Here is a 13194-nt window from a genome sequence, read left to right as displayed (position 1 = left end):
TCCCCCATCGGTGTGATCGACCGGCCGAGTATATGGCCCCGATTTCCGGGCCATTTCCCCGGCCGCACCCGCTTTACCCGGCCCGGAAGACGTTCCGCGGGTCGAAACCGCGGCGGAGCTCGCGAAGGCGCCGCAGATCCGAGGCCGGGTAAACGCTCTCCGCGACCTCCTCCGGCGCGTGCTCGCCGTACACGAACGGCAGCAGCCGCCCGGTCGTCCACGGCGCCAGCGCGTCGAACAGCTTCCCGTGCGCGCGCCGGACCGCCGCGACCCCGTCGTCGCCGACCATCGACAGCGCCCGGACGACGAACTCGGCCGAGCGGTCCCAGCCGACGCCCGGGATCTCCGGGGTCCGGGCGAGCGCGCCGCCCAGCCGGTCGACGATCAGCACGGGCGGGGCCGCCGCGCCGGGCCCGGCGTGTTCGAGGACCGCGTCGAGCATGGCGTCGTTCAGCTGGGAGACGGTCGCGTTGGTGCCGTGGTAGCCGTGCGGCTGCCGCGGCTCGGCGGCGATCGAGCCGGACTCGGTGAACGGCATCACCCGCAGCGTGTCCGCCAGCGCGGGGCCGACGGCCCGCAGCGGCGCCACGAGGTCGTCGCCGTCCTCGCCGAGGTAGGCGATCCGGATCTGGGCGACGTGCCGGCCGCGCAGGTGCTCCGGCAGCATCGGCAGGTCGGGGTACCGGATCAGGGCGATCGACGTCGTCAGCGCATCCGGCGCGGCCGCCGACCACGTCCGCCAGGCGCGCAGCGCCGCCGGCACGTCCGCGCTGCCGAAGGTGAGGCTGCCGCCGTAGAGCTCGGCCACCGGGACCAGGCCGAACTCGACGGCCGTGACGACGCCGAAGCCGTCGCGCCCGCCGCGCAGCGCCCAGAACAGGTCCGAGCCGGGTTCGGCACGCCGGAGTTCGCCGTCGGCGGTCACGACGTCGAGGGCCTTGACGTGGTCGGCCGCCCGGCCGTACCGGCGGGCCATCAGCCCGAAGCCGCCGCTGAGCGTGTAGCCGACGACGCCGACGTCCGGCGACGAGCCACTGAGCGGCGCGAGGCCGTGCCGTCCGGCGGCCTCGACCACGGCTTCCCACCGGACACCCGCTTCGACGCGGGCGGTGCGGGCCACGGGGTCGATCTCGACGCCGGTCATCCGGCGGGTGCTGATCAGGACCCCGTCGGTGCCGGCGGTCAGGCCGTGCCCGGTGGCCTGGACCGCGACGGTCAGCTCGTGCTCGGCGGCGTAGCGCACGGCGGCCACGACGTCCTCGGCGCGTTCGGCGGCGACGACCGCCGCCGGCGAGCTGGGGACCGCCGTCTGGAATCCGGCGACCTCTTCGGCGTACCCGTCCTGACCTGGGCGGAGGATGTTCATCTCGGCTCCTTTCGTTCGCTGCCTCCAGCTTCGGGCGAACTCGATCAGAAGTCCAAGATCTGGTTTTTCTGCTGGCTAGAATCAGTGCTTATGGAACTGCACCAGCTCGCCTACTTCGTCGCCGTGGCCGAGGAAGGCAACTTCACGCGCGCGGCGGAGCGGCTGCACGTCGCCCAGCCGGGGGTGAGTGCGCAGGTCAAACGCCTGGAGCGGGAGCTGGGGCAGGAGCTGCTGGACCGCTCCGGCCGGACGGTCCGGCTCACCGACGTCGGCGCCGCGGCCCTGCCGCACGCCCGGGCCGCGCTCGCGGCGGTGCAGGGCGTGCGCGAAGCCGTCGAGGAGCTGGCCGGGCTGGTGCGCGGGCAGGTCGCCATCGGCGCGGTGACGTCGGCGGGCCCGGTCCGGCTGCCGGATCTCCTGGCCGGTTTCCACGAGCGGTACCCGGCGGTCGAGATCACGCTGTCGGAGGCCAACTCCGACACCATGCTCGCGGCGCTGCGCGACGGGCGGCTCGACCTCGCCGTCGTCGGCCTCTCGACCGCGCCGCCGGCCGGCATCGCGACGCAGGTGCTGCTCGACGAGCCGTTCCTGGCGGTCACCGCGCCGTCCGGCCCGCTGGCCGGCCGGGACGAGGTCGAGATCGCCGACCTCGACGGCCTCCCGCTGATGGCGCTGCCCAAGGGGACCGGCCTGCGCACGGCGTTGGACGCGGCGTTCGCGCGGGCGGGGCTGACGCCGCGGATCGCGTTCGAGGCGGCCGATCCGAACGTCCTGGTGCAGCTGGCGACCCGGGGCCTCGGCGTGGCGATCGTGCCGGAGTCGCTGGCCCGGTACCACCAGGCCGAGCTGCGGGTCATCGGCATCGGCGGCGCGGGGCTGCGCGGGGTGCTGGCGCTGGCGTGGCGGACGGACGGGCCGCTGAGCCCGGCGGCCCGCGCGCTGATCGCGTTCGCCCGGGCGGCTTACCGCTCTTGACACCTCGTCAACAAACGGCGTTCCCTGGGTGGGTGACGGACACCGCTCTTCGCGACGCCGTCGTCGGCGCCGGGCTGCTGGCCGGCAGCGCGAACGTGATCATGCAGCTCTCCCGCGCGCCGGTCGGGTACGGCGTGCTGGAGAGCCGGGTCGACAGCGGCAACCTCTTCCGCCACCCGGTGAAGCGCACCCGCACCACGCTGACCTACCTGGCGGTCGCGACCATGGGCACCGACGCCGAACGCGCGGCCTACCGGCAGAGCGTCAACCGGGCCCACGCGCAGGTGCATTCGACGGCGTCGAGCCCGGTCGCCTACGACGCCTTCGACACCGATCTCCAGCTGTGGGTCGCGGCCTGCCTGTACAAGGGCTTCGAGGACGTCTGCCTCGCTTTCCTCGGCGGCGAGCCGGCGCAGTTGTACGCCGAGGCCGCGCCGCTCGGCACGACGCTGCAGGTGCGGCCCGAGATGTGGCCCGCGGACCGGGCGGCCTTCGAGGAGTACTGGACCGATGGGCTGGCCGCGGCCGGCATCGACGACACCGTCCGCCGCTACCTGACCCGGATCGTCGACCTCGAGTTCCTGCCTCGCGTCCTCGCCGCACCCGGACGGCGGTTCCACCGGTTCGTGACGACCGGGTTCCTCCCGCAGCGCTTCCGCGACGAAATGCGGCTGCCCTGGACGGCCGCCGACCAGCGCCGGTTCGACGCGCTGCTGGCCGCGCTCGGCCGGCTCGTCCGCGTCCTGCCGGGCCCGGTGCGGCGGTTCCCGTTCAACTTCTTCCTCGCGGATCTGCGGTGGCGGCTGCACACCGGACGTCCGCCAGTTTGAGAGTTGACCGCTCCACGCGAGGACGCAATGGTGGGCCGATGAGCGGCAAAGAGCCAGCGGCGCGAAGCGCCTCCGTTGAGGGTGGCGGTGGGGAAGAAGGTCGGGTGGTGCGGCACGGCGTCAAGCTGAGCAGTCTCGACCAGGAGGTCTTCCCCGACGCGGGCGTCACGAAGCGCGAGCTGCTCGACTACCTCGAAGCGGTGTCCGGCCGGATGCTGCCGGAGCTGCGCGACCGGCTGCTGACCGTGCTGCGGGTGCTGCGCGGGCAGGGCCCGTTCATGCAGAAGAACCTGCCGAAGTACACCCCGGACTGGGTCGAGCGGGCCACGATGTGGGCCGAGACGTCCAAACGGGACGTCTCCTACGCCCTGTGCAACGACCTGCGCACGCTGCTGTGGTTCGGCAACCAGCGCGCGATCGAGTACCACACGTCGCTGTTCCGCCGGGAGGCCGCGAACGGGCCGACGCACCTGATCCTCGACCTCGACCCGCCGCCGGACGCCTCGTTCTCGCTGGCCGTGGGCGCCGCGAAGCTGGTGCGGGAGGCGTTGCGCAACGACGGCCTCGACGGCGCGGTCAAGACCAGCGGTTCCAAGGGCGTCCACGTCTTCGTGCCGCTCGCGCCCGGCCAGTCCGGCGAGGACATCGCCGCGGCGACCCGCGCGGTCGCGGTCCGGGCCGAGCGCATCGACCCCGCGCTGGGCACGACGGAGTTCGTGGTCGAGCGCCGCGAGGGCAAGGTCTTCCTGGATTCGACCCGGGCCGGCGGCGCGACCGTCGTCTCGGTCTACAGCCCGCGCCACCGCCCGGGCGCGCCGGTGTCGTTCCCGGTCCGCTGGGCCGAGCTCGACGGCGTCCGGCCGGCCGGCTTCACCGTCCACACGGTCCCCGACCTGCTGGCCGGCGGGGACCCGTGGACCGAAGAGATGCCGGAGCCGTTCGTGCTGCCGGCGGACCTGGTCGCGGAGGGGCACACGATCCCGATCGCCCGGGTGGCCGCGATGCACGAGGGCAAGCGCCGCGCCCGCGCAGCCCGCGAATCGGGGTGACGCTCAGGCGGCCTGGTTGTGGCCGTAGCCGAGGGGACGGCGCAGGGCCGCCCGGGTGAGCGTGACGATCCGGGCCGGCTCGACGCGGTGCCGGGCCAGCCAGACGACGTCCCGGCCGAAGGACCACGCCAGCGAGGCCAGGGCGATCGCGACCGCGGCGAGCGTCACCGGCGACGGCAGCAGGCCCGAGACCGCGACCACCAGCACGACACCCTGCACGGCCGCCACCGTCTTGCGGGCCATGCTCGGGTACAGCGGCGCGGTCAGCCACGGCATCGTCCACGACGCCGCGACGAACGCGTAGCGCATCAGGCCGATCGCCAGCACCCACAGCCCCAGCGTGCGGGACACCTGGATGCACAGCAGCAGGATCAGGAACGCGTCGACCTCCATGTCGAAGCGCGCGCCGAACTCCGACGCCGTGCCGGTGCGGCGGGCCACTTGGCCGTCGAGACCGTCCAGCAGCAGCGCCACGCCGACCAGCCCGACCAGCCACCCGAGGGAAAAATTACCTTCGGCGATCAGGGCCGCGGCGCACCCCACGAGCGTCGCGCGGGCGAAGGTGATCCAGTCCGCCGGCCCGAAGGCGGGCCGCCCGCTGCGGCGCAGGCCCCACTCGGTCAGCAGCACCAGGGCGAGGCCGTAAACCACCCCGGTCGCCCAGGCGAGCGGCCCGAGACCGCCCGCGACGACCTCCGCGGCGAGCACCGGCGCCGGGATCACCGAGCGCAGGAGAAGGTCCTGTTTGATCATCGTCGACTCCGCGAATTGCTCATAGGGTGGCGACACCAGCCTCCGGTCGCCTGCTGAGGAGAAACACGTGGAACAGGCTTTCTGGGTTCAAAGTCCCGGCTCGGGACACCTGCGGGAGGAGCGGCTGCCCGAGCCGGGGCCGGACGACGTGCTCGTCCGCACGCTGTACTCCGGCGTCAGCCGCGGCACCGAAACCCTCGTCTTCCGCGGCGGCGTCCCGGCGAGCCAGCACGACGTCATGCGCGCGCCCTTCCAGGAGGGCGAGTTCCCCGGCCCGGTCAAGTACGGCTACCTCAACGTCGGCGTCGTCGAACAGGGCCCGGCGCACCTGGCGGGCAAGACCGTCTTCTGCCTCTACCCGCACCAGACCGCCTACGTCGTCCCGGCGACCGCGGTGACGCCGGTGCCGGACGCCGTCCCGCCCGGGCGCGCGATCCTCGCCGGCACCGTCGAGACCGCGGTGAACGCCGTCTGGGACGCGCGGCCGCGGCTGGGCGACCGGATCGCGGTCATCGGCGCCGGGATGGTCGGCGCGAGCGTCGCGAAGCTCCTCAGCGGCTTTCCGGCGACCCGGGTGCAGCTGGTCGACGTCGATCCGGCGCGCGCCGAAATCGCCGCGGCGCTCGGCGTCGAGTTCGCGGCGCCGGAAGACGCGCTCGGCGACTGCGACCTCGTCGTGCACGCGAGCGCCAGCGAGGCCGGGCTCGCCCGGGCGCTGGACCTGCTCGCGCCGGGCGGCGAGGTCGTCGAGATGTCCTGGTACGGCGACCGCCGGGTGAGCGTCCCGCTCGGCGAGAACTTCCATTCGCGGCGGCTGGTGATCCGCAGCAGCCAGGTCGGCACGGTCGCGCGCCCCGACCGCAGCTACGCGCAGCGGCTGGGCGTCGCCCTCGAGCTGCTGGCCGATCCGGCGTTCGAAGCGCTGGTCAGCGGCGAGTGCGCGTTTAAAGATCTTCCGTCCGTGTTACCCCGGCTGGCCGCGAATGAACTTTCCGCCCTGTGCCTCCGTGTCATGTATCAGCCGCAGTGACCACGTCCACCCGAACGCATCGGAGGTCTTGGTGTTCAGCATCACCGTCCGTGACCACGTGATGGTCGCCCACAGCTTCCGCGGGGAAGTCTTCGGTCCCGCGCAACGCCTGCACGGCGCGACCTTCCTGGTGGATGCGACGTTCCGCCGGGCCGAGCTGGACGAGGACAACATCGTCGTCGACATCGGCAAGGCCACGGAAGAGCTCAAGGCGGTGCTGAGCGACCTGAACTACCGCAACCTCGACGACGAGCCGGAGTTCAAGGGCGTCAACACCTCGACCGAGTTCCTCGCGAAGGTCATCGCCGACCGCCTGGCCGACGCCGTCCACGCCGGCCGCCTCGGCGAAGGCGCGCGCGGCCTCGAAGGGATCGCCGTCTCCCTGCACGAATCGCACGTCGCGTGGGCGAGTTACGAGCGTGCCCTGTGAACTCGCTGTACGTGATCCTCCCCGGCGACGTCGACGACTCGTCCGTCCCCAGCGGCGGCAACACCTACGACCGCCGGATGTGCGACCGGCTCGCCGCGGCCGGCCTCGACGTCCACGAGATCGCCGTCGCCGGCAGCTGGCCGCGGCCGGACACCGAGGCCCGCGCGGTCCTGGGCCACCTCCTCTCGGCGCTGCCGACGGGCTCGGCCGTGCTGCTCGACGGCCTGGTCGCGTGCGGCGTGCCCGAGGTCGTCGTCCCGCAGGCGCGGCGGCTGTCGCTCTCGGTGCTGGTGCACCTGCCGCTGGCCGACGAGACCGGCCTGCCGCCCGCGCTCGCCGCCGAGCTCGACGCGCTGGAACGCGACACGCTGCGGGCGGTCAGCTCGGTCGTCGCGACCAGCGAGTGGGCCGCCCGCCGGCTGATCGGCCACCACGGCCTGGCCCCGCACCGGGTGCACTCGGTGACGCCGGGCGTCGACCCGGCACCGCTGGCCGTCGGCACCGACGGCGTGTCCCGGCTGGTCTGCGTGGCCAACGTGACCCCGCGCAAGGGCCAAGGCGTGCTCGCCCAGGCCCTGGAAACCGTCGCCGACCTGCGCTGGACGTGTGAATGCGTCGGCGGGATCCGCCGCGAGACCAAGTACGTCGAGCGGCTGCGCGAGCACCGGCTCGGGGCCCGCTTCACGCTCACCGGCCCGCGCACCGGCGCGGCGCTCGAGGCGACCTACCACACCGCCGACCTGCTGGTGCTGCCCTCGCGCGCCGAGACCTTCGGCATGGTCGTCACCGAGGCCCTCGCCCGCGGCGTGCCGGTGCTGACCACCGACGTCGACGCGCTGCCCGACACGGTCGGCGTCGCGCCGGACGGCTCGGTGCCCGGGATGCTCGTCCCCGGCGACGACGTCGCCGCGCTCGGCGCCGCCCTGCGCCGCTGGCTCACCGAGCCCGCGCTGCGGACGCGGCTGCGCGCGTCGGCGAGGCTGCGCCGCGAGACCCTGACCGGCTGGGACGACACCGCCCGCCGGATCGCCGACATCCTCCTGCGGCAGGAGGCGGCGGCATGACCGCGTTCGCCCCGGACTGGCTCTACCTGCGCGAACCCGCGGACGCCGCGGCCCGCGCCACCGAACTCCTCGACCCGCTGCGCGCCCATCTGCCCGCGGACTTCGTGGTCCGGGACCTGGGCTGCGGCACCGGCTCGCTCGGCCGCTGGCTGGCCGCGCGGCTGCCCGGCACCCAGCACTGGATCCTGCACGACCACGACACCGGCCTGCTCGCCCACGCGCAGGCGAGCCTCCCGGGCACCGCGCTCGACGGCAGCCCGGTCGACGTCGTCGCCGAGCAGCGGGACGTCACCGCGCTGCGGGCCGCCGACCTCGCCGGGACGTCGCTGGTCACCGCGTCCGCCCTGCTCGACCTGCTGACCAGGGACGAGGTCACCGCGCTGGCCACGGCGGTCGTCGAAGCGGGCTGCGCGGCGCTGCTGATGCTGTCGGTCACCGGCAAGGTGGAGCTCTCGCCCGCCGACCCGCTCGACCCCGCGATGGCCACAGCATTCAATGCCCACCAGCGCCGGGTCACCGAAGACGGCCGTCGGCTGCTCGGCCCGAACGCCGTGGACGTCGCCGCGGCCGCGTTCGGCAGGCTCGGCGCCACGGTCGTCCGCGCGGACAGCGCCTGGCGGCTCGGCCCGGACCAGGCCGAACTGCAGCGGCAGTGGCTCGAGGGCTGGGTCGGCGCCGCCGTCGAGCAGCTGCCCCAGCTGCGCCCGGTCGCCGACGTCTACCTGCAGCGACGGCTCGAGCTGGCGGCGGCCGGCGAGCTGCACGCCGTGATCCACCACGGTGACCTGCTGGTCCTGCCGCCGAGCCGGGAGGTGGCGGCGTGAAGCGCGCACTGGCCTGGCTGCGGATCCTCGGTGCGTTCGCCATCCTCGGCGTCCTCGTCTGGCAGCTCGGCAGCGCCGCCTTCCTCGACGGGCTCGGCCGGATCAGCGCGCCCGGCGTGCTGGCCGCGCTCGCCATCGGGTTCGCGACGACGCTGTTCAGCGCCGGCCGCTGGCAGATCGTCGCCACCCGGCTCGGCCTGCGGCTTTCGCTGCGCACCGCGGTCGGCGACTACTACCGCGCGCTGTTCCTCAACGGCGTGCTGCCCGCCGGCGTCCTCGGCGACGTCCACCGCGCGGTCCAGCACGGCCGCGACAGCGGTGACGTGCCGCGCGGCGTGCGGGCCGTCGTCCTGGAACGCACCGCGGGCCAGGTCGTGCTGATCGCGTCCGCGGTCACCGTCGTGCTCGCGGCGCCGGGGGTCGTGCCCGGCGCGTTCCGCGAGGTCGTGGTGGTGGCCGGGGTGGTCGTCGTGCTGGCCGCCGTCGCCGGGCTGGTCGTCGGCCGCGTGCTGGGCGGGCGCTGGATCCACAGCCCGTCGAAGTGGCGCCGCGGCTTCGCCGTCACCCTCGCCGACGTCCGGCTCGGCCTGCTGACCCGCGAGACCTGGCCGGCGGTGAGCTTCCTGTCGGTCGTGACGCTGGCCGGGCACCTGGGCCTGTTCGTCGTCGCCGCCCGCGTCGCCGGGGTCGGCGCGCCGGTGTGGCAGCTCGTGCCGCTCATGGTGCTGGCGCTGCTCGCGATGGGCCTCCCGCTCAACGTCGGCGGCTTCGGCCCGCGCGAGGGCGTCTGCGCCCTGCTCTTCGGCGCGGCCGGTCTGGGAGCCGCCCAAGGTGTCACCGTCGCCGTGGTCTACGGGGTGCTCACGCTGGTCGCGAGCCTGCCCGGCGCCGGTGTCCTGCTCGTCCGGAGCGTCGCCGGGTTCCGCGTGACCCGCGCTCCGCACACCGGTGTCGTGCCCGCTCCGCGCGTCGCGGCCGACACCGGGATCGAATCGGAAGTGGGGTTGAAGTCATGACCGCTGGTGACATCATCGGGGATGTCGGGGATCTGCCGCGCCGGGCTGTGGTCGAGCGGGTGGTCGAAACCCGGTTGCCGACCCGGCACGGGACCTTCCGCGCGTTCGGGTACCTCGACCGCACCGGTACCGAGCAGGTCGCGCTGGTCTACGGCGACGTCGCCCCGCTCGGCGCCCTGGTCCGGGTGCACAGCGAATGCCTGACCGGCGACGTCTTCGGCTCGACGCACTGCGAGTGCGGCGACCAGCTGGCGGTGGCGCTGGACCGGATCGTCGAGGAGGGCTCGGGCGTGCTGGTCTACGTCCAGGGCCACGAGGGCCGCGGGATCGGCCTGCTCGCGAAGCTCGAGGCGATGCGGCTGCAGCAGGACGAAGGCCTCGACACGGTCGACGCGAACGTGGCACAGGGCCTGCCGGTCGACGCCCGCGACTACCACGCGGCGGCGGGCATCCTGACCGACCTCGGCATCCGCTCGGTGCGGCTGCTGTCGAACAACCCGCAGAAGGTCGAACAGCTGACGCGCTACGGAATCCGCATCAGCGAGCGGGTGCCGCTGCTGGTTCCGCCGAACCCGGAAAACCTGCGGTACCTCCGCACGAAGGCCGAGCGGATGGCCCACCTGCTGCCGCACCTCGGCCAGGCGTTCACCGGCTCGTGAGTGGTAAGGCGCGTTCTAACGCGCCTTACCACTCACGAGCACGTCGAGGACCGCGGCGAAGCGCTGGACCAGGGTGTCCAGCAGGACGTGCCCCTTGGCCGCGCTGGCCAGCGAAGGACGGCCGACCACCCCCGACTCCGTGTAGGCCCGCAGGCCCAGCGTCAGCAGGTGTTCCCGGTCGGTGACGTGGTCGGCCGTTTCGTGCCCGGGCCGGACCAGGTCCGGGTGGGCGTGCAGCAGGATCGACGTCTCCAGCTCGCCCGCGTGCATGTCGTCGTCCAGCGACGTCCGCAGGCCGGCCGCGGTGTGCGCCGCCTGCCAGTCCGCGACGCCCGGGAACAGCGCCAGCGCGCCCGCCGCCTCCTGGACCACATTGGACAGTACGTAGTTGCCGCCGTGCCCGTTGACCAGCACGAGCCGCTCCACCCCGGACGCCTTCAGCGACGCGGCGACGTCGGTGACCACGGCGTGCAGGGTGCGCGCCGAGATGCTCACCGTGCCGGCCCAGCCCGCGTGCTCGTGCGAGCACGAGATCGTGATCGGCGGCAGGTGGAGCACGGGGTAGGCACCGGCGACGGCTTTCGCGAGGGTCGCCGCGATGATCGTGTCGGTCGCCAGCGGCAGGTGCGCGCCGTGCTGCTCGAAGCTGCCGACCGGCAGCACCGCGACCGACGCCCGCCGCGCCTGCTCCTCGGCGGTGGTGGCGAGCGGGAACAGATCGGTCATGGGCGCGCCCCTTCACTAGGTTGGTGAGCATGACCGAGCATGCCGCACTACTGGACATCGCGCGCGAAGCCGTGGCGAAGGCGACGGAGATCGTCAGGTCGCGTCCGACATTTTCCGTTTCCGCGAAAGGCGATCGCGACCTGGTGACCGACGTCGACACGGCGGTCGAGGACGCGCTGCGGGCGTTCCTCGCCGCCGAGACGCCGGAGATCGGGATCCTCGGCGAGGAGCGCGGCCGCAGCGGGGAGCGCGGCGGCCGCTGGTGGGCGCTCGACCCGATCGACGGGACCGCCAACTTCGCCCGCGGAATTCCGCTCTGCGGGATTTCCCTGGCCCTGGTGGACGGCGAACACAGCACGGTCGCCGCGATCGCGCTGCCGTACCTCGGCGTCACGTACACCGCCGCGCGCGGCGAAGGTGCTTTCGCGAACGGAGAGCGCGTTGGCGCGTCAGCCGCGACGGAGCTTCGCGACGCGATGATCGCCGTCGGCGACTTCGCGATCGGTGAACTCGCCGAGGAGAAGAACCGCGCCCGGCTGACGCTGCTGTCGGACCTCGGCGCGCGGGCGCAGAAGATCCGGATGCTCGGCACGGCGGCCATCGACCTGTCCTGGGTGGCGGACGGAAAGCTCGACGCCGCACTGATCCTCTCCAACAACCCGTGGGACACCATGGCCGGCGTGCTGCTCGTGCGCGAGGCGGGCGGGGTCGTCGTCGACCGCGACGGCAGCGAGCACACGGTCGGTTCCGAGGCGACGATCGCCGTCGGCGCCGGGCTGCGCAAGGAGATCGTGGACGCACTTGATCGCGCGTACGGGGTTGTTCGTTAGGATTCCGGGGTACACCGTAAGCGGCGCCACAGCGCTGGTTTGCGCTGTCCGCGCTAGGTTTTCGGCTACGTTGGTACCGGTCGGCGGCCCGGCCTGGCATGCTGACCGGATCTCGTCGGCCACATCGGAGAATGGTGGATGCTCGTGGAAAGTCGCCGGATCCGCGATCGGTACCGGCTGGTCGAGCCGATCGGCGGCGGCGCGATGGGCACGGTGTGGCGGGCGCAGGACGAAAAGCTCGACCGCACGGTGGCGATCAAGGAACTCCTGCTGCCGCACGACCACGACGAGCAACGCACCCAGGAAGCGAAGAACCGCGCGATGCGCGAGGCGCGGATCGCCGCGCGGCTGCAGCATTCCCACGCGATCACCGTGTTCGCCGTCCTCGAGGAGGAGGACCGGCCGTGGCTGGTGATGGAGTACCTGCCGTCGAAGAGCCTGGCGCTGGTGCTCGGCGAGGAGCCGGCCACGGTGGACGACGCCATCCGCGTCGGCGCCCAGATCAGCTCGGCGCTGGCCGGCGCGCACCGCGCCGGGGTGGTGCACCGCGACGTGAAGCCGGCCAACATCCTGGTCGCCGAGGACGGCACGGCGAAGATCACCGACTTCGGCATCTCCCGCGCGATCGGTGACGTCAAGCTGACGGCCACCGGCGAGATCGCCGGCACGCCCGCCTACCTCGCGCCCGAGGTGGCCCGCGGCGAGGAGGCGGACTTCGCCGCCGACGTCTTCTCGCTCGGCGCCACGCTGTACGCCGCCGTCGAGGGGCAGTCGCCGTACGGCACCGCCGACAACCCGATCGCCTTGCTCTACAAGGCCTCCAGCGGCGAGATCGTGCCGCCGGAGAAGGCCGGCCGGCTGACGCCGCTGCTGCTGCGGATGCTCGCCATGGAGCCGGCCGAGCGGCCGTCGATGGACGAGGTCGAGCAGGAGCTGCGTGCGCTGCTGCCGGACGCGGAGCCGGGGGAGTCGGTGCTCGCCGAGACGGTCCCCGGGGCCGAGCCGCCGGTGGTGCCGGCCGCGGTCACCGTGCCCGCGGGCGACGTCACCGCGGTGTCGCCGGGCGCGCGCAAGGGCCTGATCGCCGTCGGCGCGGGCGCGGCGCTGCTGTGCGTCGCGGTCGTCGTGGCGATCCTGCTGGTCGTGCGGCAGAAGCCGCCGCAGGACACGGCCGCGCCGCCGCCGTCGCAGACCCCGTCCACCTCGGCGTCCGCGACGCCCTCGACGGCGCCGTCGTCCACGCCCGCGCCGTCTTCCCCGCCGACCTCGGCCACCTCCGCCCCGCCGAACTCGCCGACGGTGTCGACCGTGGCCTCGTCCAAGACCCCGCTCGACGCCCTCACCGGTTACTACGCGTTGCTGCCGAGCAACCCGGCGGCGGCGTGGAACCTGCTCACGGACCGGTTCAAGGCGTCGCGCCACCAGACGTATGAGACGTACAAGAGCTTCTGGGGCCGGTACAAGTCGGTGACCGTGAGCAATCCCCGCGAAGCCGGACCCAACCGGGTCACGGCCACGGTCTCCTACGACGGCGGGAACACCGAAAACGACACCTTCACCCTCGTCCAAGAGGGCGGCGTCTGGAAGATTGACTCGCAGAGCTGAACCTTCCCGGGCCGGGGTGCGTGTGACGTATGAGCCG

General features: G+C 73.4%; 14 protein-coding genes. 11 read left to right on the top strand and 3 right to left on the bottom strand.

All coding sequences use genetic code 11. From position 1 onward, the window contains the following. Nucleotides 1-73 precede the first annotated feature (73 nt). Entirely contained in the window at nt 74-1366 is a 1293-nt protein-coding gene (locus AB0M93_RS36235; protein ID WP_364282438.1) for an FAD-binding oxidoreductase, read from the bottom strand. A 90-nt stretch (nt 1367-1456) separates the two neighbouring features. Here AB0M93_RS36235 and AB0M93_RS36230 point away from each other — a divergent pair, with 90 nt between their 5' ends. The 3 genes from AB0M93_RS36230 to ligD all read left to right on the top strand — a co-directional run bounded on the left by AB0M93_RS36230 (nt 1457) and on the right by ligD (nt 4220). After that, the gene (locus AB0M93_RS36230) at nt 1457-2341 is read left to right on the top strand and encodes a LysR family transcriptional regulator (RefSeq protein ID WP_364282436.1); all 885 of its coding nucleotides are present in this window, start codon (nt 1457-1459) and stop codon (nt 2339-2341) included. 32 nt (nt 2342-2373) lie between these two features. Beyond that, entirely contained in the window at nt 2374-3171 is a 798-nt protein-coding gene (locus AB0M93_RS36225; RefSeq protein ID WP_364282433.1) for an oxygenase MpaB family protein, read from the top strand. 104 nt (nt 3172-3275) lie between these two features. Then, entirely contained in the window at nt 3276-4220 is a 945-nt protein-coding gene (gene ligD / locus AB0M93_RS36220) for a non-homologous end-joining DNA ligase (protein ID WP_364282430.1), read from the top strand. A 3-nt stretch (nt 4221-4223) separates the two neighbouring features. On the opposite strand, the gene AB0M93_RS36215 is transcribed toward ligD, so the two are convergent. Beyond that, nucleotides 4224-4973 carry a CDP-alcohol phosphatidyltransferase family protein gene (locus tag AB0M93_RS36215; RefSeq protein WP_364282427.1) on the bottom strand — a complete coding sequence of 250 codons (750 nt, stop codon included), beginning with the start codon at nt 4971-4973 and terminating at the stop codon, nt 4224-4226. Between the two features lie 67 nt (nt 4974-5040). Between AB0M93_RS36215 and AB0M93_RS36210 the strand changes: the two genes are divergently transcribed. Genes AB0M93_RS36210 through ribA form a run of 6 tightly spaced genes read left to right on the top strand, consistent with a single transcriptional unit; the run spans nt 5041 to nt 9996 of the window. Beyond that, a complete protein-coding gene (locus AB0M93_RS36210) occupies nt 5041-6003 on the top strand; it encodes a zinc-binding alcohol dehydrogenase (RefSeq protein WP_364282425.1) in 963 nt (320 codons plus the stop codon). Nucleotides 6004-6034: 31 nt separating this feature from the next. Continuing rightward, the gene (locus tag AB0M93_RS36205; RefSeq protein WP_364282423.1) at nt 6035-6433 is read left to right on the top strand and encodes a 6-carboxytetrahydropterin synthase; all 399 of its coding nucleotides are present in this window, start codon (nt 6035-6037) and stop codon (nt 6431-6433) included. Then, nucleotides 6430-7497, top strand: a complete 1068-nt coding sequence (locus AB0M93_RS36200) for a glycosyltransferase family 4 protein (RefSeq protein WP_364282420.1) — start codon at nt 6430-6432, stop codon at nt 7495-7497. The genes AB0M93_RS36205 and AB0M93_RS36200 overlap by 4 nt, the downstream gene beginning before the upstream one ends. Then, nucleotides 7494-8321, top strand: a complete 828-nt coding sequence (locus AB0M93_RS36195; protein ID WP_364282418.1) for a class I SAM-dependent methyltransferase — start codon at nt 7494-7496, stop codon at nt 8319-8321. The genes AB0M93_RS36200 and AB0M93_RS36195 overlap by 4 nt, the downstream gene beginning before the upstream one ends. After that, nucleotides 8318-9337: a lysylphosphatidylglycerol synthase transmembrane domain-containing protein gene (locus AB0M93_RS36190; protein WP_364282415.1), complete on the top strand. Its 1020-nt coding sequence runs from the start codon at nt 8318-8320 to the stop codon at nt 9335-9337. Before AB0M93_RS36195 ends, AB0M93_RS36190 begins: the two co-directional genes overlap by 4 nt. Then, nucleotides 9334-9996 (top strand): GTP cyclohydrolase II, encoded by a 663-nt coding sequence (gene ribA / locus AB0M93_RS36185; RefSeq protein ID WP_364282412.1) that lies wholly within the window; start codon nt 9334-9336, stop codon nt 9994-9996. Before AB0M93_RS36190 ends, ribA begins: the two co-directional genes overlap by 4 nt. Nucleotides 9997-10011: 15 nt before the next feature. On the opposite strand, the gene AB0M93_RS36180 is transcribed toward ribA, so the two are convergent. Further along, nucleotides 10012-10722 carry a creatininase family protein gene (locus AB0M93_RS36180; protein ID WP_364282409.1) on the bottom strand — a complete coding sequence of 237 codons (711 nt, stop codon included), beginning with the start codon at nt 10720-10722 and terminating at the stop codon, nt 10012-10014. Nucleotides 10723-10751: 29 nt separating this feature from the next. Between AB0M93_RS36180 and AB0M93_RS36175 the strand changes: the two genes are divergently transcribed. Both AB0M93_RS36175 and AB0M93_RS36170 read left to right on the top strand, forming a co-directional pair. Continuing rightward, nucleotides 10752-11552 (top strand): inositol monophosphatase family protein, encoded by an 801-nt coding sequence (locus AB0M93_RS36175; RefSeq protein WP_364282406.1) that lies wholly within the window; start codon nt 10752-10754, stop codon nt 11550-11552. Between the two features lie 138 nt (nt 11553-11690). Further along, complete coding sequence (locus AB0M93_RS36170) at nt 11691-13157, top strand: protein kinase (RefSeq protein ID WP_364282403.1); 1467 nt, start codon at nt 11691-11693, stop codon at nt 13155-13157. Nucleotides 13158-13194: the final 37 nt, after the last annotated feature.

Source organism: Amycolatopsis sp. NPDC051102, from assembly GCF_040682815.1.
Classification (GTDB): domain Bacteria; phylum Actinomycetota; class Actinomycetes; order Mycobacteriales; family Pseudonocardiaceae; genus Amycolatopsis.
The sequence above is the reverse complement of the archived record's forward strand: the minus strand, read 5'-3'. Positions and strand labels throughout refer to the sequence as shown.